Genomic DNA, 21,598 nt, shown 5'->3' on the forward strand with positions numbered 1-21,598 from the left:
CCAACGAATTCGCCCGGTCAAAAGAACCACTACAAAGACGTTTGGCGGGCCATCGCTGGCCCGCCAGCCTCACATCAGAGACTTACTGCTCCGCGCGCCCAAAGCTGAACTGCCCTGGCGAGCGGATCGGATCCACATCGACCGGGATCACGTCTTTGGGCAGGAACTTGCCTTCGAGCAGCAACTTGGACAGCGGGTTTTCAATCCGCTGCTGGATCGCACGCTTCAGGGGCCGCGCGCCAAAGACCGGATCGAAGCCGACCTTGGCCAGCTCGGCCAGCGCCGCGGGTGACACCTCCAGTGTCAGATCCATCTTGGCCAAACGCGCTTGCAGCACCTGAATCTGGATGCCGGCAATTTCGGCAATGTGCGCGGCGTCAAGGGCGTGGAACACCACGGTCTCGTCGATGCGGTTCAAGAATTCTGGCCGGAAGTGGTTTTTCAACTCACCCGTCACCGCATCCTTGATGTCCTCACTGTCCTGGCCCACCATGGACTGGATCAACTGCGAACCGATGTTGCTGGTCATCACGATCACCGTGTTCTTGAAGTCCACGGTACGGCCCTGGCCATCGGTCAGGCGACCATCGTCCAGCACCTGCAGCAGCACGTTGAACACATCGGGGTGCGCTTTTTCCACCTCGTCGAGCAGCAACACGCTGTAGGGCTTGCGCCGCACGGCTTCAGTCAGATAACCGCCCTCCTCGTAGCCCACGTAGCCGGGGGGCGCACCAATGAGGCGGGCCACCGAATGTTTCTCCATGAACTCGCTCATGTCGATGCGAATCAGGTGGTCTTCCGAATCAAACAGAAAGCCCGCCAGCGCCTTGCACAGCTCGGTCTTGCCCACCCCCGTAGGGCCAAGGAACAGGAAAGAACCGGTTGGACGATTGGGATCGGACAGGCCGGAGCGCGAGCGGCGAATCGCGTTGGACACGGCCGCGATGGCTTCGTTCTGCCCCACCACACGCTGGTGCAGCTTGTCTTCCATCTGCAGCAACTTGTCGCGCTCGCCCTGCATCATCTTGCTCACGGGAATGCCGGTGGCGCGGCTCACCACCTCGGCGATTTCCTCGGCGCCAACCTGGGTGCGCAGCAACTGCGGACGGCCGCCGTCCTTGGCAGTCTTGGCTTTGCCTGCTTCCTGGTCTTGCGCCGCCTTGAGCTTCTTCTCCAGATCGGGCAACTGGCCGTATTGCAGCTCGGCCACTTTCGCCAGATCGCCCTTGCGGGTGAGTTCCTTGATCTGGAAATTGAGCTTGTCGATCTCCTCGCGCACCTGGGCACTGCCCTGGGCACTGGCTTTCTCGGACTTCCAGACCTCATCGAGATCGGCAATTTCCTTTTGCAGCTTGGCAATTTCTTCGTTGATGAGTTCATAGCGCTTTTGCGACGCCTCATCCTTCTCTTTCTTGACCGCTTCGCGCTCGATCTGCAACTGGATCAGACGACGGTCCAGCTTGTCCATGACCTCCGGCTTGGAATCCATTTCGATCTTGATCTTGGACGCGGCCTCGTCGATCAGGTCAATGGCTTTGTCTGGCAGGAAACGATCGGTGATGTAGCGGTGGCTGAGCTCGGCCGCAGCCACAATGGCCGGGTCCGTGATGTCCACGCCATGGTGCACCTCGTAACGTTCTTTCAGGCCGCGCAGGATGGCAATGGTGGCCTCCACGGTGGGCTCGCCCACCAGGATTTTCTGGAAGCGGCGCTCCAGTGCGGCATCTTTCTCGATGTATTTGCGGTACTCGTCCAGTGTGGTGGCGCCCACGCAGTGCAACTCGCCACGCGCCAGCGCCGGCTTGAGCATGTTGCCGGCGTCCATGGCGCCTTCGGCCTTGCCCGCGCCCACCATCGTGTGCAACTCATCAATGAACACAATGGTCTGGCCTTCGTCCTTGGCCAGGTCCTTCAGCACGTTCTTCAGGCGCTCTTCAAACTCGCCACGGAACTTGGCACCGGCCAAGAGCGAGGCCATGTCGAGCGACAAGACGCGCTTGCCCTTGAGGGAGTCCGGCACCTCGCCAGCGACGATGCGCTGGGCAAGGCCTTCGACAATCGCGGTCTTGCCGACACCGGGCTCACCAATCAGAACCGGGTTGTTTTTGGTACGGCGCTGCAGCACCTGGATGGCACGGCGAATTTCGTCATCGCGGCCAATCACCGGATCGAGCTTGCCCATGCGGGCGCGCTCGGTCAGGTCCACGCAATATTTCTTGAGCGATTCACGCTGGTCTTCTGCATCGGCGCTGTCCACGTTCTGGCCACCACGCACGGCGTCAATCGCGGTCTCAAGCGACTTGCGGGTCAGGCCATTTTCTTTGACGATTTTTCCGATGTCCTGTTTGCTGTCGGTCAACGCGAGCAGGAACAATTCGCCGGCGACAAACTGGTCGCCGCGCTTGATGGCTTCCTTCTCCGCTGCCTGCAGGAGTGAGACCATGTCACGGCCGACCTGCACCTGCTCATGACCCTGCACTTGCGGCAGCTTTTTCATGGCGGTCTCGGCCGCCGCCAGCAAGCCCGGCACATTCACGCCAGCCCGTTGCAGCAAGGCCTTCGGGCCGTCCTCCTGGCGCAGCATGGCGAGCAGCACGTGGGCAGGCTCGATGTACTGGTTGTCGTTGCCCAAGGCGAGCGTCTGGGCTTCGCCCAATGCTTCCTGAAATTTGGTAGTGAGTTTTTCGATTCGCATGTCAGTCCTTTGAATTCCCTCGCAGCTTGATGCTGATTGAGGATTTTCAAGGGTCTGACCCTGCCATTCGGTTGACATTAATCAAGGTAAGGACCCGGCGCCCTCCCCCAACCCGTCAAATGTTGCGAGCCTCGATACCCCATTTGGCCAGGGCTGCATCGTCCGAGACCCGCGCGTCAACCCAACGCGCACCCTCCGGCGTCTGTTCTTTCTTCCAGAACGGCGCCTGCGTTTTCAGGTAGTCCATCAGGAACTCGCAGGCCTGGAAACTCTCCCCGCGATGGGCCGAGGTTACCGCCACCAACACGATCTGGTCCAGCGGATGCAACACGCCAATCCGGTGAATGACGCGGGCGCCAAGAATGTCAAAGCGCTTGTGCGCCTCGTCGATCATGGCTTCGATGGCTTTCTCGGTCATGCCCGGGTAGTGCTCCAGCTCCATGCTGCTGATGCTGCCCGGGGTGCCAGCCGTCCGGTCACGAACAGTGCCGACAAAACTGCACACGGCCCCGACGCGCGCGTCGTGCGCCCGCAAGGCATTGATCTCGGCACTCACGTCAAAGTCGCCGGTCTGAATGCAGACGCGTGGGGTGGAAACCTGCAAATGAGCCATAGGTAGATTCCGTGTGGGTTTAGCCGCCCGTGACCGGTGGAAAAAAGGCCACTTCTGCCCCGTCAACCAGTGCCACGGACTCGTCGCTCATGTCCTTGTTGAGCGCCATGCGCACAGAACGGCCCCGCGCCAGGCTCTCGGCATGGGCGCCGCCTCGGGCAATCAGCTCGTCACGCAGGTCCGACAGGGTGGTTGCAGCAGAGTCGAGGGACTCGCCGGGCACACCAATGGCCTCGCGGATGGAGGCAAAATATTTCACTGTGACCTTCATCCCATGATCTCCGCAAAAGGAACAAACCGGACCAGGTCGCCAGGCGCAATCGTCTGACCCGGCGCGTTGTCCACCACACCATCACCCCAGACGGCCGAGGTCAACACCCCCGAACTCTGGTTGGAAAACAAATCGAGCCCTCCCGCCGCATTGCGCCGCACGCGCAGGAATTCACGGCGCTTATCGGCCCTGGCCCACGTGAAATGGGCAGGTAATGCTATTGATTTGGTAGCAACATCGGCAACACCCATCAGTGTCAGCAGGAACGGGCGTACCAGGACCAGAAAGGTAACAAAGCTCGACACTGGGTTGCCTGGCAGCCCGATGAAGTGGGCGTTCTGCACCCGCCCGTAGGCAAATGGCTTGCCGGGTTTGATGGCGATTTGCCACAGATCCAGCGAACCCAGCGACTGGACGGCAGGCTTGATGTGGTCTTCTTCGCCCACCGAGACGCCACCGCTGGTCAGAATCAGGTCGTGGTGCTGCGCCGCCCCCTGCAGGGCCTGCACCGTCGCATCCAGCCGGTCTGGCACGATACCCAGGTCGCTCACCTCACAGCCCAGGCGCAGCAGCAGCGCGCGCAAGAAAAACCGGTTGGAGTTGTAGATCGCGCCGGGCCTCATCTGCTCGGGTGCCACGGCACCGGGCATCACCAACTCGTCGCCGGTGGAGAACAAGGCGACCCGCGGGCGGCGCACCACCGGCAGCAGGTTCATGCCAATACTGGCCGCCAAGCCCAGTGAAGCCGGCGTCAGGCGCTCGCCCTTTGAGAGCACCACGGCGCCGCGCGTGACGTCCTCGCCGGCACGGCGAATCCATTGTCCCGGCGCTGGCATGGCCTTGATGCGCACGCCGCCGCCCTCCACCACCTCGCAGTCTTCCTGCATCACCACCGCATCCGCCCCCGCTGGAATTGGGGCGCCAGTGAAGATGCGGGCCACGCTCATGGGCGCCAGCGGAGCACCCGGCGAGCCGGCCGCAATCCGCTGCGTCACCGGAAGCAGCCCTTGCGCTGGCTGAACATTGAGCGCCTGCGACACATCCGCGCAGCGCACCGCGTAGCCATCCATGGAACTGTTGTCCTGCGGCGGCACGTGCAAGGCCGACACCACGTCTTGCGCCAGCACCCGGGCGTCGGCATCAAATGTCGAAACCGACTCCACACCCTTCAGCGCCGTGGCAAATCCCAGCAATTCAGCCAGGGCGTCATCCAGCGATTTCAGGGGAAGGCGTGGCGCATTCATGCGTAGGTCTCCAGGCAGTACTCAAAACGGGCTTCGTTGGCTGTCAGCCAGTTCACAACCGCATCGGCATCGTTGAGATCCAGCACGGGCCGCTGCGTGGCATGGGGCAGCTGTTCCGGCGAATCCGTGGCAATCGCCACGATGAAATCATCATCCATATAGCGGGCGGGTTTGTCCGCCTGCGCCCGCCACACCTCGATCTTGAGCAGATCCGACTCTTTGAAGCCTTCCACCAGCACCCAGTCGACGCCCTCGTACAGTTCGGCAATCAACTGGTGCACGGAAAGCTGCATCGGTTGCTCAAATTCGCGCATCAACGCCAGACGCCTGTCCGACGCCACCACCACCTCAAAAGCACCCGCCTCGCGGTGCCGGTAAGTGTCTTTTCCGACATGGTCAATGTCGAAGCGATGATGGGCGTGTTTCACGACCGACACGCGCAGGCCCATGAGCCGGAACGCTGGAATCAGACGCTCGACCAGCGTTGTCTTGCCGGAGCCGGAATAGCCGGCAAAGCCCACGACCTTCATGTGCAATGCTGCGCAATGTAGGCTTTGACGGCATCCACGTCGGCCGCCATACGCGTCACGCGCTTGGGCAGGGCCTCAATGCCTTCAAATTTTGCCGGACGGTCCGGCTCGCGCCCGAGGGCCTCCACAATGGTGGCCGCAAACTTGATGGGCAAAGCAGTCTCCAGCACGATCATCGGCACGCCTGGCTGCAGGTGCTCACGCGCCACCTTGACGGCGTCGGCGGTGTGGGTGTCGATCATCACGCCGAAGCGCTCAAAGGTATCGCGAATGGTGGCCAGGCGATTGGCATGGGTGCTCTTGCCGCTCAGGAAGCCATAGCGAGTGGCGGCTTCCTTGAATGCGGGATCGGCGCTCAGGTCGAAGCGGCCGTCCTTCCCCAGCGCATCACCGAACAAGGCCTTCACGCGCGCACCGTCACGCCCCAGCAGGTCAAAGACAAAGCGCTCGAAGTTACTGGCCTTGGAAATATCCATCGACGGGCTTGATGTCTCGTGCGTATCGGCGCTGCCGCGCACGCGGTAAACACCGGTGCGGAAAAACTCGTCCAGCACATCGTTCTCATTGGTGGCGACCACCAGCTTGTCGATCGGCAAGCCCATCATGCGTGCCACATGGCCGGCGCAGACGTTGCCGAAATTGCCCGATGGCACGGTGAAGCTGATCTTCTGGTCATTCGCCGTGGTCGCCTGGAAGTAGCCAGCGAAGTAATACACCACCTGCGCCATCAGGCGCGCCCAGTTGATGGAATTGACCGTGCCAATTCTGTACTGGCGTTTGAACTCCAGGTCATTGGACACAGCCTTGACCATGTCCTGGCAGTCGTCAAAGACACCGTCCACGGCGATGTTGTGAATGTTCGCGTCCATCAGGCTGAACATCTGCGCCTGCTGGAACGGGCTCATGCGGCCAAACGGGCTGGTCATGAAGACGCGTACGCCTTTTTTACCACGCATGGCGTATTCGGCCGCGCTGCCGGTGTCGCCGCTGGTCGCGCCCAGGATGTTGAGCTCTTCACCGCGCCGCGCCAACTCGTACTCAAACAGGTTGCCCAGCAACTGCATGGCCATGTCCTTGAAGGCCAGTGTGGGGCCGTTGGACAGGGCTTCGAGCCACAGGCTGTTTTCGAGCTTCTTCAGCGGCACGATTTCCTTCGTGCCAAAAACAGCCTCGGTGTAGGTCTTGTCGCAAATGGCCTTCAGGTCGACAGCGGGAATATCGTCGATGTACAGCGACAGCACCTCGAACGCCAGCGCGGCATAGCCCTGGTCTCGGTAGACACCGCGCCACTTCAACAGCGTGGCGTCGTCCACCTGCGGGTAGTGCTCCGGCAAATACAGGCCGCCATCGGGCGCCAGGCCTTCGAGCAGGATTTCGCAAAAGCGTTTGCGCTCAGTCGAGTCGCTGGATGCAGCGCGGGTGGAGAGGTACTTCATCAGGCCAGTTCTTCCTTGCGGATGCGGGTGATGGGCGCCAACACAGTGGGCAGGGCCTGCATCTGGGCCAGAGCAGCGTTCATCCTGGCTTCCACGCAGTCGTGCGTCAGAATGATCAGGTCGGTTTGCGTGGAGCCCTCACCGCCCACCTCGTCGGCTTCGCGCTGCAGCACCGCATCGATGCTGATGCCCGCCTCGGCCAGGATGCCGGTCACCTTGGCCAACACGCCGGTTTCATCCGCCACGCGCAAACGCAGGTAATAGCTGGTCACCACTTCGCTCATGGGCAGCACCGGCAAATCGCTCATCGCGTTGGGCTGAAATGCCAGGTGCGGGACCCGCTGCGCGGCGTCCGCCGTGTGCAGCCGGGTGATGTCCACCAGGTCGGCAATGACAGCGCTGGCGGTGGGCTCGGAGCCCGCACCCTTGCCGTAGTACAGGGTGGTGCCGACGGCGTCGCCCTGCACCATGACCGCGTTCATGGCGCCTTCCACATTGGCGATCAGGCGTTTGGTAGGCACCAGGCTCGGGTGCACCCGTAACTCGATGCCCGCTGAAGTGCCCTTGGTCGCGTCTGCCTCGCGACGCTTGGTAATCCCCAGCAATTTGATGCGATAGCCCAGTTGCTCGGCGTACTTGATGTCGGCAGCGCCGAGTTTGGTGATGCCTTCCACATAGGCCTTGTCGAACTGCACCGGAATGCCGAACGCAATGGCCGACATGATGGTGGCCTTGTGCGCGGCGTCCACGCCTTCGATGTCGAAGGTCGGGTCGGCTTCGGCGTAGCCCAGGCGTTGCGCTTCCTTGAGCACGACGTCGAAGTCCAGGCCCTTGTCGCGCATCTCGGACAGGATGAAATTGGTCGTGCCGTTGATGATGCCGGCAATCCACTGGATGCTGTTGGCCGTCAGGCCTTCGCGCAGCGCCTTGATGATCGGGATGCCGCCCGCCACCGCTGCTTCAAAGGCCACCATCACGCCCTTGGCAGACGCGGCCGCAAAGATCTCGGTACCGTGCACCGCCAGCAGCGCCTTGTTCGCCGTCACCACATGCTTGCCGGCCGCAATCGCTTCCAGCACCAGTGCCTTGGCAATGCCGTAGCCGCCGATCAACTCGATCACGATGTCAATGTCCGGGTTGGCGATCACCGCCCGGGCCTCATTCACCACCTGGACGCCCTCACCCACCAGGCCTTGCGCGCGCGCGACATCCAGATCCGCCACCATGGTGATCTCGATCCCGCGGCCGGCACGACGCTTGATTTCTTCCTGGTTGCGACGCAGCACGTTGAACGTGCCCGAGCCCACAACACCCATGCCCAGCAGGCCTACTTGAATCGGTTTCATAAAGTTTTATTAGTTAAATTGGCCTCTAGCCACCGCACTATATGCGCAGACAGCTATCAATTAGATAGCAATTCAGTTGCTGTACCGCTTGCGGTAGATTTCAAGGAACTTGGCGACACGGCCGATCGCTTCACGCAAGTCGTCCTCATGCGGCAAGAACACGATGCGGAAGTGGTCGGGCGTCGGCCAGTTGAAGCCGGTGCCCTGCACCAGCATCACCTTGGTTTCCTGCAGCAGTTCCAGAAAGAACTGCTGGTCGTCCTCGATCGGGTACATGGTCGGGTCCAGCCGTGGAAACATGTACAGCGCGGCCGTTGGCTTGACGCAGGTCACACCCGGGATCGCCGTGATCAACTCGTATGCCAGGTCGCGCTGGCGGCGCAGGCGCCCGCCCTCACCCACCAGGTCATTGATGCTCTGATACCCGCCCAGGGCGGTCTGGATGGCCCACTGGCCGGGGACGTTGGAACACAGACGCATGTTCGAGAGCATGTTCAACCCCTCGATGTAATCCTTGGCCGGCTTCTTGTCGCCCGACACCACCATCCAGCCGGCACGGTAGCCGCAGGAGCGGTAGCTCGTGGACAGCGAGTTGAAGGTGAGCGTCAGCACATCGTCGGAGAGACTGCCGATCGCCGTATGTTTGACCCCGTCATACAGCACCTTGTCGTACACCTCGTCGGCGAAGATCACCAGACCGTGCTCTCGTGCAATCAGCACAATGGCCTTGAGCAGTTCATCGGAATACAGGGCCCCCGTCGGGTTGTTGGGGTTGATGACCACAATGCCCTTGGTCCGTGGCGTGATCTTGGCGCGAATGTCGTTCAGGTCGGGCATCCAGCCGTTGGCCTCATCGCACAGGTAGTGCACCGGTGTGCCGCCCGACAGGCTGGCCGCCGCGGTCCACAGTGGATAGTCGGGTGAAGGCAGCAGCAACTCGTCGCCAGTGTCGAGCAACGCATTCGTCGCCATGACGATCAGTTCGCTGGCGCCGTTGCCCAGGTAGATGTCGTCCAGCGTCACGCCCTTGATGCCCTGCTCCTGCGTGTAGTGCATGACCGCCTTGCGCGCTGCAAAAATACCCTTGCTGTCGGAATAACCCGCGGAGTTGGGCAGGTTGCGGATCATGTCCTGCTGGATTTCCTCCGGCGCATCAAAGCCGAACACGGCCAGATTGCCGATGTTGAGCTTGATGATCTTGTGACCCTCTTCCTCCATCTGGCGGGCCGCGTCCATGATGGGGCCGCGAATGTCGTAGCAGACGTTGGCCAGCTTGGCTGATTTTCGAATGGTCTTCAAGGTCTCTCCAGTAGCGGGTGACGTGAGGCGAAACCTATAATTTGACCACATTTCCGTCCAATACCCCCAGTTATTGATGCACTGCAGCAACCAGACCCGACCTTTTTTCACATGAAGATCCAGCCCGACATCATCAGCGTCCAATCCATCAGGGGTTATGGCCCCGGCTGGATTGGCGTTGGCAACGAAAAAATTACCGCGAGCGTGGTGCTTGGATCGCGCGGCGAACGCTTCAACTGGGATTGCAGCCGATTCGAAGAGCTGACTGCGGAGCACTTTGCCCAACTGGCGGCCATGGGCACCGAACTGGTCATTTTTGGCAGCGGCAACCGTATTCGGTTTCCCCCGGCCGTCTGGATCAAACCTCTGATTGACAAACAGACCGGCATTGAAACCATGGATACCCAGGCGGCCTGCCGCACCTACAACATTCTTGCGGGCGAAGGGCGTCATGTTGCCGTTGCACTGATACTGGAAACACCTTCGGGATAACACTAGCGCCGACTCAACGGGCCGCAAGTAGTTTTCGGGGTAAAATCATCGGTTGTAGTCGGGGGCGCCGGAGAGCTGTCACAGGATAGTGCCCACGACTTGAGCGAATGACGCATCCTGTCACACGAGATTTAAGAACTATGGCGATTGTTGTCAATAAACCCATCCCTGAATTTGAATCTAATGCCACTGGTGGTATCAGGGTTTCGAACACCTCCCACCTCGGAAAAGTCGTCATCCTTTACTTCTACCCGAAGGACAACACCCCGGGCTGCACCACAGAGGCCATGCAGTTCCGCGACAAATACAAAGACTTTGTGAAGGCTGGCGCCACCGTGTTTGGCGTGTCGCGCGACAACATGAAATCCCACGACGAGTTCAAGACCAAGCTGGAACTCCCCTTTGAATTGATCGCCGACACCGAAGAAAAAATGTGCCACATGTTCGGCGTCGTCAAGAACAAGATCATGTACGGCAAGAAGGTCAAAGGCATTGAGCGCAGCACTTTCCTGATCGGCGCCGATGGCCTGCTCAAGGAAGAATGGCGCGGCCTCAAGGTGCCAGGCCATGTGGACGACGTATTGAAGGCCGTCAAGGCGCTGAAGAAAACTGCTGCGCTGGTCTGAGGATGGATGGAGAGCGTCCTCCATGGGGCGTTGATATCTTCAAAGTTTATGCATAATGGGTCATATGCCCTTCAAATGTGCAACCGCTCTCAAACAAAAAGCCGCCTTGGTCTCCAGGCGGTTTTTTGCTTTTAAAGCCCATATTCATTTAACTTTTTGCGAGCAAGCCTAACCCATGCCATTGCCAACCGCCCCTGTCAAACGCGCCGCGCTGCTGTCCGAGAAAGACTACGATGTGCCGGCCCGAGTTCAGCCCAAGTCACGCAGGCCTGAATCTTCGCTGACTGAGCATTCCGTTGCCGAAAGACCGCAAGCGCGGGAGACACCCGAGCCCACGGCCACCGGGGTACCTGCCGTCTCTTTTCTGGAAAAAGGGGCGCCGGAAACGCGTGCGAAGACGCCCCGGGCCGATGCCTCACTCCGGAAAAACCGTCCCGAAGCCAAGGCGCCGGCAGAGCCTCAAGCACCGGCTGAAGCCAGATCCAGGAGAGCAAAGCACACCGGGCCCGCCAAACTGTTTGTGCTGGACACCAACGTGCTCCTGCATGACCCCATGTGCCTGTTCCGCTTCGAGGAACATGACATCTTTCTTCCCATGATCGTTCTGGAAGAACTGGATGCCCACAAAAAAGGCATGACCGAAGTCGCCCGCAATGCACGACAAACCAGCCGGACGCTGGACGCCCTGGCTGCCCATCAAGGTGCAGACATCACCACCGGGTTGCCGCTGCACACTACGGGCCACCGGGAGGCACGCGGCAAATTGTTTTTCCAGACCCAGCTTCTGAACTACACGCTGCCCACCAGCCTGCCCCAAGGCAAGGCGGACAACCAGATTCTGGGAGTCGTGGATGCGCTGCGCCTGCAACATGCGCCACGGGAAGTCGTTCTGGTGTCCAAAGACATCAACATGCGCGTCAAATCGCGTGCGTTGGGTCTGGCCACCGACGATTACCAGAACGACAAAACGCTGGAAGACGGTGACTTGCTGTATGCCGGCTCCATCTCACTGCCCGCCGATTTTTGGACCACCCACGGCCAGGCAGTGGAGAGCTGGCAGCAGGGCGCGCACACCTTTTACCGCATTACCGGCCCCATCGTCCCCAGTCTTCTGATCAACCAGTTTGTCTATTTCGAGTCCCCCGGCGAGCCCAGCCTGTACGCCAGGGTCACGGAAATTCGTGGCAAGACGGCCGTCTTCAAAACCCTCAAGGACTTCACGCACCTCAAGAACGCGGTATGGGGCATCACCACGCGCAACCGTGAGCAAAACTTTGCCATGAACCTGCTGATGGACCCCGAGATTGACTTTGTCACCTTGACGGGGACGGCCGGTACCGGCAAAACCTTGATGGCGCTGGCGTCCGGTCTGACCCAGGTGCTGGACGATCGACGCTATACCGAAATCATCGTGACGCGCGCCACGGTCAGTGTCGGAGAGGACATCGGCTTTCTGCCCGGCACGGAAGAAGAAAAAATGGGCCCCTGGATGGGCGCACTGGATGACAACCTCGAGGTGCTGGGCAAGACAGACACCAGCGCCGGCGAATGGGGCCGCGCCGCCACCAGTGAACTCATCCGCAGTCGCATCAAGATCAAGAGCATGAACTTCATGCGCGGGCGCACCTTCCTGAACAAGTACGTCATCATCGACGAAGCGCAGAATCTGACGCCCAAGCAGATGAAAACCCTGATCACCCGTGCCGGTCCGGGCACCAAGATCATTTGCATGGGCAATCTGGCCCAGATTGACACGCCGTACCTGACCGAGGGCTCTTCCGGCCTGACCTTCGCCGTTGACAAATTCAAGGGCTGGCAGCACGGGGGACACATCACCCTGGCACGTGGCGAGCGGTCACGGCTGGCAGACTTTGCCAGCGAAGTCCTGTAGCTTTTTCTCGCTGACGCCACGCCTGCTCCCGTCCCCACAGGGTCTGGGGCAGACGGCGCATGCCGGCATTGAGCGCTATATATTAAATAGCTACTCAGGCAATAAAATCAAGGGCTGCAGGCCAATTCGACCTAAAAGTCCCCATTGCCTCCGGATGCCAGCGACTCGAATTTCGTGATGTGCCGCAGGAAGGCAAGCTTCACCACGCCTGTCGGGCCGTTACGCTGCTTGGCGATGATGACCTCTGCCACCCCAGGCTCCTTGCAGGCATCCTTGGTGTAGTACTCGTCGCGGTAGATGAACATGATGATGTCCGCATCCTGCTCAATAGCGCCAGACTCGCGCAAGTCGCTCATCATGGGGCGTTTGTCGGGGCGCTGCTCCACGCTGCGGTTGAGCTGGGACAAGGCAATCACCGGGCACTGCAACTCTTTGGCCAACATTTTCAGGCCGCGGGAGATCTCGCCCAGCTCGGTGGCACGGTTTTCACCATCGTTGCTGGACCCGCTCATCAGCTGCAAATAGTCCACCACAATCAGCCCGAGCTTGCCGCACTGACGCGACAGGCGTCTGGCGTTGGCACGCAGTTCGCTGGAGGTCAAACCGGCTGTTTCATCGATGTGCAAAGAAATGGTGCGCAGCTTTTCGATGGCTTCAGTCAAACGCGGCCATTCGTCGTCGGTCAGCTTGCCGGTGCGCAAGTGGCCCTGGTCAATACGCCCGATCGAACCCACAATACGCACTGCCAATTGCGCCGCGCCCATTTCCATTGAAAACACGGCGACTGGCAGACCTTCGTTCAGTGCCACATGCTCCGCAATATTGATGGCCAACGCCGTTTTTCCCATCGACGGACGAGCCGCCAGCACGATCAAATCACCCGCCTGAAAACCGGCCGTCATCCGGTCCAGGTCATAAAACCCGGTCGGCACGCCGGTCACATCATTGGGGTTGTCGGCCATCTCCTGAACCCGATCCAGCAGATCCACCACCAAGGTATCCATGGCCTGGAAACCCTGCTTCGTGCGGGCGCCCTCTTCACCGATGTTGAAGATTTTTTGCTCGGCCTCGTCCAGAATGGCAGCTACGGGCCGGCCTTTGGGATTGAAGGCGTTGGTGGATATTTCGTCACTGGCGCTCACCAGCTTGCGCAGGACCGAGCGTTCACGAACGATCTCCGCGTAGCGCCGGATATTGCCGGCGCTGGGCACATACTGGGCCAGTGAGTTGAGGTAGCTCAAGCCGCCGATTTCCTCGGCCTTGCCCTGACTTTGCAGTTGCTCAAACACCGTGATCACGTCGGCCGGCTTGGAGGCGTTGATCAGGGCACCGATGGCGCTGAACACCATGCGGTGTTCGTAACGGTAAAAGTCACCCTCCGCCAGCAAGTCACCCACACGGTCCCAGGCGCCGTTATCCAGCAACAGCCCGCCCAACACACTGGACTCTGCCTCGATGGAGTGCGGTGGTATGCGCAATTGCGCCACTTGCCGGTCTTGACCGTAGTCGTCACCCACAGCAGAAAGTACAGCAGACATTAAATTTCCTTTGAGCGTTCGATGCTACGCCAGCGCTGGTCCGGCGTCGAGTGAAATGCTGGGCACAAGTCTCTTATAAGCTGTGCACAAACTGTGGAAATCGCGGGACAAGCAGCGCCACCAATACAAAAGCCGCCGGGGCTTTGCAACCCCGACGGCTTCTAGCGGAACGCAGCTGTTTAAGCTGTTTCGCCGTATACCGAAACCGTGATATCCACAACCACGTCGGTGTGCAATGCCACGCTGACGGTGCTGTCGCCAACGACCTTGATCGGGCCATTCGGCATGCGAATTTGCGCCTTGGCCACTTTGTAGCCGTTCTTGGTCAGCTCTTCAGCGATGTCGGCGTTGGTCACAGAACCAAACAGACGACCATCCACACCGGCCTTTTGGGTCAGCTTGCAGGTGGTGCCCGCCAGCTTTTCACCCACAGCCTGCTGTTCAGCCAACTTGGCTGCAGCGGCTTTTTCGAGTTCAGCGCGCTTGGCTTCGAACTCCTGCTTTGCCGATGCCGTGGCGCGACGGGCGCGGCCAGAGGGAATCAGAAAGTTGCGGGCATAACCGTCTTTAACGCGAACGACTTCACCGAGATTGCCAAGGTTCACGACCTTGTCGAGCAGAATAATTTGCATGGTCGTTTTCCTTAGATCTTGTGCTGATCGCTGTACGGCAGCATCGCGAGAAAACGCGCGCGCTTGATAGCGGTGTTGAGCTGGCGCGGGAAAATGGCACGGGTGCCAGTCAGGCGAGCGGGGATGATCTTGCCGTTTTCGGCAATGAAATCGCGCAGCGTGTCGATGTCTTTGTAATCGATCTCTTCAACGCCAGTCACGGTAAAGCGGCAAAAGCGCTTGCGCTTGAACAGCAGATTCTGGGCTGGGCGCTTGGGGCGCTTGTCTTTGTTATTGAAACGTTTTGGTCCGGCCATGATGGACTCCTTAAATTTTTACGAATTCGTTAATCTTGCTGAAATTCTTGAATGTGAAACACGACGTGTTTGCCATTGCGGGGGGTCGCCAGAAAACCGTTGAACTTCCAGGCACTGCCGATGGCTTGCTTTGCAAGCCGCTCAGCCATTGCACCAAAAGCCACTGCTTTAATTGCTGCCTTGACCTGTCTTGTCTGCCCTGCTTCCTGAAGGTCTGACTCATGTTCGAGTCTCATGTTCAGTGCAGGCAATCCGGCTGGCGTGTAACGCAAGACATCAATCTCGGCGATACAGGCAGTCAGAACAAGCTGGTTGACAACGTGGTTCACGCTCCTCGCTGGCAAAAATGCCGTCAGGCCTGGTACTCAGCCTGTTGGGCCTTGCGGGCGTCTTCACGTTCGACTGTTTTCATCATCGAAGAAGGACCGGTGTCAGCCTTCTTCTTCAAAACTGTCAGGTGACGCAGCACGGCATCATTGAACTTGAACGCGTGTTCCAGTTCCGCCATCACAGCCTGATCGGCTTCGATGTTGACGCACAGATAGTGGGCTTTGGCGAGCTTGTTGATCATATAGATCAGCTGACGACGGCCCCAGTCTTCGACACGGTGCACTTTACCGCCGCCGGCCGTGATCATGCCCTTGTAACGTTCCAGCATGGCGGGAACCTGCTCGCTCTGATCCGGGTGGATCATGAGAATGATTTCGTAATGACGCATTGATACTCCTTATGGATGGCCCGAAGTTGGGCAGAAAAAGCCACCCTCAGCGTCTAATTGAGGTGTGGCAAGGCGAAGCCCAACATTATATGCCATGCATCGGTCGCATGCCTGAATCAGTTTTCCGAGACAACTTGCGGGCGGGACAGGAGACTGAACAGCACGATCACCGCCAGCCCCCCAAAGACGCCGAAGACACCGGCAGAAACAGGCTGTATGCCAAACCACAACCCCGTGCCACCCAGACCGAAGGCAGACCGGACAGGTACGGCATTGATCACCAGGTAGTAGATCGTCAATCCGAGGCCCGCGATCATGCCCGCGACGGCCGCCCTGTCGGTCGTCCTGGACCAGAATATCCCCAGCACCATCGCCGGCACAAATGCCGCCCCGGCCAGAGAAAACGAGGCTGATACCAGATAGAGGATGTCGGCTGGGCGTTGAGCAGCCACGTAGGCGGCGGCCAGGGCCACCACCAGCAACGCGAACTTCGACAACATCACCCTTCGAACCGCGCCAGCCTGGTCACTCTCGCCCCTGAAGAAGAAGTCATGCGCCAGCGCATTGCCAATCGTCAACAGCAGGCCATCCGCCGTGGAGAGGGCAGCAGCGAGTCCACCAGCGGCCACAAGACCGGAGACGACGTACGGCATGCCGCCGAGCTCAGGTGTCGCCAGCATCACGATGTCGGCCCCCAGCCTGAGTTCCGAGAACTGGAGGATGTGGTCCCCGTTCACGTCACTGACCGAGATCAATGTTGAATCCACCTTCGCCCACTGGGCAATCCATGCAGGCAGGGAGTCGAAATTCTGCCCCACCAGTTGACTCATGATCTCAAATTTGACAAGGACAGCCAAGGCAGGGGCCGACAAGTACAGCAGCGCGATGAAAAACAGCGACCAGGCCACCGACGTGCGCGCCTCAGCCACCGAGCGAGTCGTGTAGAAACGGGTCAGCAAATGGGGTAAGCCGGCCGTACCCACCATCAGGCAAAACATCAGGGCCAGAAAGTTGCGTCGCGACAAGTCAAACGCCTGTTGCTCATCCACGTTCCCTTTGGGGTCGCCGGCGAAGGGCTTGGTGTGGGGCGGCATGCCAGCCAGGGGTTTCGCCCGATCCAGGTTGTCCTGCATGGCGCGTGTCCAGCGCTCGCGGGCAGACACCCCGTCTTTGGGCAGTGCCACAAGCTCACGTCTGGCAGCGACAATGACCGACTCATCAGCCCGTTGATTGTTCAACGAACGAATTCTCTCCCTCAGCGCGCTGCGCTCACTCTCCAGTGATGCATCCACGTTGCGCAACTTCAACTCATAGTCCCGAGCACGCCGGGCATACTCATTGACCACCTGCAACTCCGCGGGCGAATTGGAGAGTCGCTGCTCCAGTTCACTGATTTTCTGCAATTGCTGACCGTAAACAAACGGCGCCAGGGGGTTGCCCAGCTGCTTGTACGCCAGCCATGAAACCGGAATCAGGAAAGCCAGAATCAAGACGACATACTGCGTCACCTGCGTCCAGGTCACGGCCCGCATGCCCCCCAGAAATGAACACACCAGAACACCACCGAGGCCCAGCAGAATGCCGACTTCAAATTGGACGCCTGTCAGACGTGAAGTGATCAACCCGACACCGTAGATCTGCGCTACTACATAGGTAAAGGAACACAGTACCGCTGCAAATGCCGCAATCAACCGTGGCCAGCGACTGCCGAAACGCAGGCCAAAATAGTCAGGAATGGTGTAGAGGCCCAGCCTCCTCAGATAGGGCGCCACCAGCAGCGCAACCAGACAGAAACCACCCGTCCAACCCAAAACATAAACCAGCCCGCCGGGCTGCGACTCACTGCCGGAAAAGCCCTGAAGGTATAGCCCGCCAGCCATGCTGATGAATGATGCCGCACTCATCCAGTCTGCGGCGGTCGCCATGCCGTTGTAGACGGCCGGGATGCTGCGTCCGGCAACGTAGTATTCCGAAGCATCCGAAGTGCGGCCATAAATGCCGATCACGGCGTACAAGACGAGCGTGGCGAACAGGAATATGCCGCCCACCCATGTCTTTTTAAGACCCCACCTCTCAGCCAGCGCCAGCGCCAGCAGAAACAGCAGCAAGGCCACGACGTAAACGGCAAATCTGCGATTCAATCGATGCTTGTAGGCGATATACGCAGCATCAACGGTGGAGACTTCGCCGTCCCGCCTGTTGGCAACCCAGGCAAACACGGCGACGATGGCAATAAAAACGAATACGCTACCTTGCGCCGCAAACCAGTAGCCCACCGGCCAGCTGCCGACAATCATCTGCAGGTCATGCGCGAAGAAAACGATGCCAAACGATGCTGCAAACCAAATTGCCAGAAGCCAGCCGTGCAAGCGAAGACCGCCTGAAATCGGCCTGAATTCTTCCCCCCCCACACCCACCGCTGGATTCAACATCGCTGGATCATGACAGCCTGTGGCGCCACAGGCCATAGGTGTTTTCTATTGTTTGGCCAGCCTCTGCCAGGTGGCAACCACAGAATCCGGATTCAGGGAAATCGATGAAATCCCTTCCTTTGCCAGCCACTCGGCGAAATCAGGGTGATCACTGGGACCCTGGCCACATATGCCGATGTATTTGCCCTGCGCCTTGCAGGCACTGATGGCCTGACTGATCAGCGCTGTGACGGCAGGGTCGCGCTCGTCAAAGTCGGCTGCCAGCAATTCCAGGCCGGAATCCCGGTCCAGCCCCAGGGTCAGCTGGGTCAGATCGTTGGAGCCAATCGAGAAGCCATCAAAGTACTGCAAGAACTCATTCGCCAGGATGGCGTTGCTGGGAATCTCGCACATCATGATGATCTTCAGACCGTTTTCACCGCGTTTCAGCCCATGAGCGGCCAGCAGTTCAGTCACTTTCTTGGCTTGCCCCAGCGTTCGCACAAAAGGCACCATCACCTGGACGTTGCTCAGTCCCATGTCCTCGCGCACACGTTTCAGCGCCTCGCACTCCATGGCGAAGGCCTCGCCAAAATCGGCACTGACGTATCGCGCGGCACCCCGGAAACCGAGCATCGGGTTCTCTTCCTCCGGCTCGTAACGGCTGCCGCCAATGAGTTTGCGGTATTCGTTGCTCTTGAAATCCGACAGACGCACGATGACGGGCTTGGGCCAGAAGGCCGCACCAATCGTGGCGACGCCCTCGGCCACCCGATCGACGTAGAACGCGCGCGGCGACGCATGGCCACGCGCGACCGATTCGACCGCTTTTTTCAGATCGGCATCGATATTGGGATAGTCGAGAATCGCCTTCGGATGCACGCCAATGTTGTTGTTGATGATGAACTCAAGGCGCGCCAAACCGACACCTTCATTGGGCAGTTGGCAGAAGTCAAACGCCAGCTGCGGATTGCCGACATTCATCATGATCTTGACGGCAATCTCGGGCATCTCGCCGCGCTGGACTTCGGTGACTTCGGTTTCCAGCAAACCGTCGTAGATAAAGCCGGTGTCACCCTCGGCACAACTGACTGTCACCAGCATGCCGTCCTTCAACACCTCGCTCGCATCGCCACAACCCACCACAGCCGGGATACCCAGTTCGCGCGCGATGATGGCGGCATGGCAGGTGCGCCCGCCACGGTTAGTGACAATGGCGGATGCCCGCTTCATCACCGGCTCCCAGTTGGGGTCGGTCATGTCGGTCACCAAAATGTCGCCGGGCTGCACCTTGTCCATCTCGCTGAGGTTGTGCACGATGCGAACCGGCCCGGTACCGATCTTCTGACCGATGGCCCGGCCTTCAACAATCACGGCACTCTTGCCCTTGAGCTTGTAACGGTATTCCGCCTTGCCCGCGGCCTGGCTCTTCACGGTTTCTGGACGGGCCTGCAGAATATAGAGTTCGCCGTCCAGGCCGTCCTTACCCCATTCAATGTCCATGGCCCTGCCATAGTGCGCCTCGATCACCATCGCATAGGCGGCCAATTTTTCGACATCGGCGTCGGTCAGGGAATAACGGTTGCGCAACTCGGTGGGCACGTCGGTGGTTTTGACCAGCTTGCCGCTGACGGCCTTCTCCTGCGGCGTTGTGAACTGCATCTGAATCAGCTTGGAGCCCAGACTGCGACGGATCACGGCACGCTTGCCGGCCTTGAGCATCGGCTTGTGCACGTAGAACTCGTCGGGATTCACCGCGCCCTGCACCACGGTCTCACCCAGTCCGTAGCTGGAGGTGATGAACACCACATCCTGAAAACCGGACTCGGTGTCGATGGTGAACATGACGCCGGCTGCCCCCAGGTCCGAGCGCACCATGCGCTGAATACCTGCGCTCAGGGCCACATGCTCGTGCGCAAAGCCTTTGTGCACGCGGTAGCTGATGGCGCGGTCGTTGTACAAGGAGGCAAACACTTCCTTGATTTTGTGAAGAATTTCGTCGATCCCGATCACGTTCAAAAAGGTTTCCTGCTGGCCTGCGAATGAGGCATCTGGCAGATCCTCTGCCGTGGCGGACGAGCGCACCGCAAATGAGACCTCCGGATTGCCCGAGCTCAGGGTGATGAATGCGGCACGAATAGCCTGCTCCAGATCGGCGGGAAAGGGCTGGGCCTCGACCATGGCGCGAATCTCGGCGCCAACCTGCGCCAGCGCCCTCACGTCTTCGGTGTCCAGGGCGCTCAGGCGGGCATTGATCCGGCCGCTCAAGTCCTCATAGGCCAGGAAATCGCGGAAAGCGTGTGCCGTCGTTGCGAAACCGGTGGGCACTTTGACCCCCGACGGCAAATTGGAAATCATTTCGCCGAGGCTGGCGTTTTTTCCGCCAACCGCCTCGACATCGGTCATTCTCAGGTTTTCAAACGGCACGACCAACGCGGTCGGATTGAAAAGTGCAGACATGGGACATAGCTCCAGAAGTTAAAAGCGGATCGAAGCACGACGCCAAGCGTTCTGGTGGCGCTGGTTATGCCCGTGCGCGCAGCCTGACTTTGTTGTTTTTGTTCTGGTCGGCCAGTGCGGCACACGGAAGAATTCGGTTAGATTGTCGCCATTGTAGGTCGCGAACCGGCTGACAATGCAGATCGTCCTTGCAGAATGCTGAAAGCCAACCGAGCCCTTACCCATCCCCCCATCATGTCCAACCGAACTGTATTTTTTATTTCCGATGGCACCGGCATCACCGCGGAAACCTTTGGAAATGCCATCCTGGCCCAGTTTGAAACCAAAGCGCGCCACGTGCGCCTGCCCTTCATTGACTCCGTGGACAAGGCCCACCAGGCCGTGCGCCAGATCAATCATGCAGGAATCGTGGACGGAAAGAGACCGATTGTGTTTACCACGCTGGTCAATATGGAGGTGCTCAAGGTCATCACCGACGGCTGCCAGGGCATGCTGCTGGACATGTTCGGCACCTTCGTGCATCCGCTTGAGACCGAGCTCCAGATCAAGTCCCACCATCGCGTTGGCCGCTTCAGCGACGCCAGCAAGAGCAAGGAATACCAGTCGCGCATTGAAGCCATCAACTTCTCGTTGGCCCATGACGATGGACAGTCCCACCGCGACCTGGAGCATTCCGATGTCATTCTGGTGGGTGTCAGCCGCAGCGGAAAGACGCCGACCTCGCTCTACCTGGCGATGCAATACGGGCTCAAGGCCTCCAACTACCCGCTGATTCCTGAGGACTTTGAACGCCGGCATTTGCCGCCAGCGCTGAAAGCGCACCAGCACAAACTGTTTGGCCTGACGATCCAGCCCGAACGCCTGAGCGAGATTCGCAACGAGCGCCGACCCAACTCGGTCTACGCGTCACTGGAAAACTGCCGAATGGAAGTGAATGAGGCCGAGGCCATGATGCGACGCGCCGGTATCCGCTGGCTGTCAACCACGACCAAATCGATCGAAGAGATCGCGACCACCATCCTGCAGGAAATCAGGCCGGAGCGGCTCGCTTATTGATCTGGATCCCGCGGCTCGCAGTCGAGCGGAGGATCTTATTGAGA

19 protein-coding genes are annotated in these 21,598 nt (G+C 59.5%); 4 read left to right on the forward strand and 15 right to left on the reverse strand.

The features are described 5' to 3' along the window. Positions 1–82: 82 nt before the first annotated feature. From clpB to Q7T10_RS17585, 8 genes are all read right to left on the reverse strand, one after another. Positions 83–2,695: an ATP-dependent chaperone ClpB gene (gene clpB, locus Q7T10_RS17550; protein WP_304750709.1), complete on the reverse strand. Its 2,613-nt coding sequence runs from the start codon at positions 2,693–2,695 to the stop codon at positions 83–85. A gap of 115 nt (positions 2,696–2,810) precedes the next feature. Further along, on the reverse strand, positions 2,811–3,308 hold the full coding sequence (locus Q7T10_RS17555) for a molybdenum cofactor biosynthesis protein MoaE (protein WP_304750711.1): 498 nt from the start codon (positions 3,306–3,308) through the stop codon (positions 2,811–2,813). A gap of 19 nt (positions 3,309–3,327) precedes the next feature. Next, a complete protein-coding gene (moaD, locus tag Q7T10_RS17560) occupies positions 3,328–3,579 on the reverse strand; it encodes a molybdopterin converting factor subunit 1 (RefSeq protein ID WP_304750713.1) in 252 nt (83 codons plus the stop codon). Continuing rightward, on the reverse strand, positions 3,576–4,823 hold the full coding sequence (gene glp / locus Q7T10_RS17565) for a gephyrin-like molybdotransferase Glp (protein ID WP_304750715.1): 1,248 nt from the start codon (positions 4,821–4,823) through the stop codon (positions 3,576–3,578). The genes moaD and glp overlap by 4 nt, the downstream gene beginning before the upstream one ends. After that, positions 4,820–5,353, reverse strand: a complete 534-nt coding sequence (mobB, locus tag Q7T10_RS17570; RefSeq protein ID WP_304750717.1) for a molybdopterin-guanine dinucleotide biosynthesis protein B — start codon at positions 5,351–5,353, stop codon at positions 4,820–4,822. Before mobB ends, glp begins: the two co-directional genes overlap by 4 nt. Next, complete coding sequence (gene thrC / locus Q7T10_RS17575; RefSeq protein ID WP_304750719.1) at positions 5,350–6,789, reverse strand: threonine synthase; 1,440 nt, start codon at positions 6,787–6,789, stop codon at positions 5,350–5,352. The genes mobB and thrC overlap by 4 nt, the downstream gene beginning before the upstream one ends. Continuing rightward, on the reverse strand, positions 6,789–8,135 hold the full coding sequence (locus Q7T10_RS17580; protein ID WP_304750720.1) for a homoserine dehydrogenase: 1,347 nt from the start codon (positions 8,133–8,135) through the stop codon (positions 6,789–6,791). The genes thrC and Q7T10_RS17580 overlap by 1 nt, the downstream gene beginning before the upstream one ends. A 72-nt stretch (positions 8,136–8,207) precedes the next feature. Then, positions 8,208–9,434, reverse strand: a complete 1,227-nt coding sequence (locus Q7T10_RS17585; protein WP_304750722.1) for a pyridoxal phosphate-dependent aminotransferase — start codon at positions 9,432–9,434, stop codon at positions 8,208–8,210. A gap of 111 nt (positions 9,435–9,545) precedes the next feature. On the opposite strand from Q7T10_RS17585, the gene Q7T10_RS17590 reads away from it, so the two are divergent. From Q7T10_RS17590 to Q7T10_RS17600, 3 genes are all read left to right on the forward strand, one after another. Next, positions 9,546–9,926, forward strand: a complete 381-nt coding sequence (locus Q7T10_RS17590) for an Mth938-like domain-containing protein (protein WP_304750724.1) — start codon at positions 9,546–9,548, stop codon at positions 9,924–9,926. 140 nt (positions 9,927–10,066) lie between these two features. Beyond that, complete coding sequence (locus Q7T10_RS17595; RefSeq protein ID WP_304750726.1) at positions 10,067–10,552, forward strand: peroxiredoxin; 486 nt, start codon at positions 10,067–10,069, stop codon at positions 10,550–10,552. A gap of 175 nt (positions 10,553–10,727) precedes the next feature. Then, complete coding sequence (locus tag Q7T10_RS17600; RefSeq protein WP_304750728.1) at positions 10,728–12,443, forward strand: PhoH family protein; 1,716 nt, start codon at positions 10,728–10,730, stop codon at positions 12,441–12,443. 131 nt (positions 12,444–12,574) lie between these two features. On the opposite strand, the gene dnaB is transcribed toward Q7T10_RS17600, so the two are convergent. The 7 genes from dnaB to ppsA all read right to left on the reverse strand — a co-directional run bounded on the left by dnaB (position 12,575) and on the right by ppsA (position 20,498). Further along, positions 12,575–13,981 carry a replicative DNA helicase gene (gene dnaB / locus Q7T10_RS17605; protein ID WP_304750730.1) on the reverse strand — a complete coding sequence of 469 codons (1,407 nt, stop codon included), beginning with the start codon at positions 13,979–13,981 and terminating at the stop codon, positions 12,575–12,577. 179 nt (positions 13,982–14,160) lie between these two features. Further along, entirely contained in the window at positions 14,161–14,613 is a 453-nt protein-coding gene (rplI, locus tag Q7T10_RS17610; protein WP_304750732.1) for a 50S ribosomal protein L9, read from the reverse strand. 11 nt (positions 14,614–14,624) lie between these two features. Beyond that, the gene (rpsR, locus tag Q7T10_RS17615; RefSeq protein ID WP_304750734.1) at positions 14,625–14,909 is read right to left on the reverse strand and encodes a 30S ribosomal protein S18; all 285 of its coding nucleotides are present in this window, start codon (positions 14,907–14,909) and stop codon (positions 14,625–14,627) included. Between the two features lie 29 nt (positions 14,910–14,938). Further along, a complete protein-coding gene (priB, locus tag Q7T10_RS17620) occupies positions 14,939–15,238 on the reverse strand; it encodes a primosomal replication protein N (protein ID WP_304750738.1) in 300 nt (99 codons plus the stop codon). A gap of 23 nt (positions 15,239–15,261) precedes the next feature. Further along, positions 15,262–15,627 (reverse strand): 30S ribosomal protein S6, encoded by a 366-nt coding sequence (gene rpsF / locus Q7T10_RS17625; protein WP_304750741.1) that lies wholly within the window; start codon positions 15,625–15,627, stop codon positions 15,262–15,264. Positions 15,628–15,743: 116 nt separating this feature from the next. Further along, positions 15,744–18,059, reverse strand: coding sequence for a VC_2705 family sodium/solute symporter (locus Q7T10_RS17630; RefSeq protein WP_304750743.1), 2,316 nt, complete (start codon positions 18,057–18,059; stop codon positions 15,744–15,746). A gap of 45 nt (positions 18,060–18,104) precedes the next feature. Beyond that, the gene (gene ppsA / locus Q7T10_RS17635; RefSeq protein WP_304750745.1) at positions 18,105–20,498 is read right to left on the reverse strand and encodes a phosphoenolpyruvate synthase; all 2,394 of its coding nucleotides are present in this window, start codon (positions 20,496–20,498) and stop codon (positions 18,105–18,107) included. Between the two features lie 234 nt (positions 20,499–20,732). Here ppsA and Q7T10_RS17640 point away from each other — a divergent pair, with 234 nt between their 5' ends. Beyond that, positions 20,733–21,554, forward strand: coding sequence for a pyruvate, water dikinase regulatory protein (locus Q7T10_RS17640; protein WP_304750747.1), 822 nt, complete (start codon positions 20,733–20,735; stop codon positions 21,552–21,554). Positions 21,555–21,598: the final 44 nt, after the last annotated feature.

Source organism: Rhodoferax sp. (assembly GCF_030646845.1).
Classification (GTDB): domain Bacteria; phylum Pseudomonadota; class Gammaproteobacteria; order Burkholderiales; family Burkholderiaceae_C; genus Rhodoferax.

Excerpts from the sequence above, each read along its gene's own strand:
- clpB (WP_304750709.1), bottom strand. The coding sequence starts at position 2,695 with ATGCGAATCGAAAAACTCACTACCAAATTTCAGGAAGCATTGGGCGAA.
- Q7T10_RS17555 (WP_304750711.1), bottom strand. The coding sequence starts at position 3,308 with ATGGCTCATTTGCAGGTTTCCACCCCACGCGTCTGCATTCAGACCGGC.
- moaD (WP_304750713.1), bottom strand. The coding sequence starts at position 3,579 with ATGAAGGTCACAGTGAAATATTTTGCCTCCATCCGCGAGGCCATTGGT.
- glp (WP_304750715.1), bottom strand. The coding sequence starts at position 4,823 with ATGAATGCGCCACGCCTTCCCCTGAAATCGCTGGATGACGCCCTGGCT.
- mobB (WP_304750717.1), bottom strand. The coding sequence starts at position 5,353 with ATGAAGGTCGTGGGCTTTGCCGGCTATTCCGGCTCCGGCAAGACAACG.
- thrC (WP_304750719.1), bottom strand. The coding sequence starts at position 6,789 with ATGAAGTACCTCTCCACCCGCGCTGCATCCAGCGACTCGACTGAGCGC.
- Q7T10_RS17580 (WP_304750720.1), bottom strand. The coding sequence starts at position 8,135 with ATGAAACCGATTCAAGTAGGCCTGCTGGGCATGGGTGTTGTGGGCTCG.
- Q7T10_RS17590 (WP_304750724.1), top strand. The coding sequence starts at position 9,546 with ATGAAGATCCAGCCCGACATCATCAGCGTCCAATCCATCAGGGGTTAT.
- Q7T10_RS17595 (WP_304750726.1), top strand. The coding sequence starts at position 10,067 with ATGGCGATTGTTGTCAATAAACCCATCCCTGAATTTGAATCTAATGCC.
- Q7T10_RS17600 (WP_304750728.1), top strand. The coding sequence starts at position 10,728 with ATGCCATTGCCAACCGCCCCTGTCAAACGCGCCGCGCTGCTGTCCGAG.
- dnaB (WP_304750730.1), bottom strand. The coding sequence starts at position 13,981 with ATGTCTGCTGTACTTTCTGCTGTGGGTGACGACTACGGTCAAGACCGG.
- rplI (WP_304750732.1), bottom strand. The coding sequence starts at position 14,613 with ATGCAAATTATTCTGCTCGACAAGGTCGTGAACCTTGGCAATCTCGGT.
- rpsR (WP_304750734.1), bottom strand. The coding sequence starts at position 14,909 with ATGGCCGGACCAAAACGTTTCAATAACAAAGACAAGCGCCCCAAGCGC.
- rpsF (WP_304750741.1), bottom strand. The coding sequence starts at position 15,627 with ATGCGTCATTACGAAATCATTCTCATGATCCACCCGGATCAGAGCGAG.
- Q7T10_RS17630 (WP_304750743.1), bottom strand. The coding sequence starts at position 18,059 with ATGTTGAATCCAGCGGTGGGTGTGGGGGGGGAAGAATTCAGGCCGATT.
- ppsA (WP_304750745.1), bottom strand. The coding sequence starts at position 20,498 with ATGTCTGCACTTTTCAATCCGACCGCGTTGGTCGTGCCGTTTGAAAAC.
- Q7T10_RS17640 (WP_304750747.1), top strand. The coding sequence starts at position 20,733 with ATGTCCAACCGAACTGTATTTTTTATTTCCGATGGCACCGGCATCACC.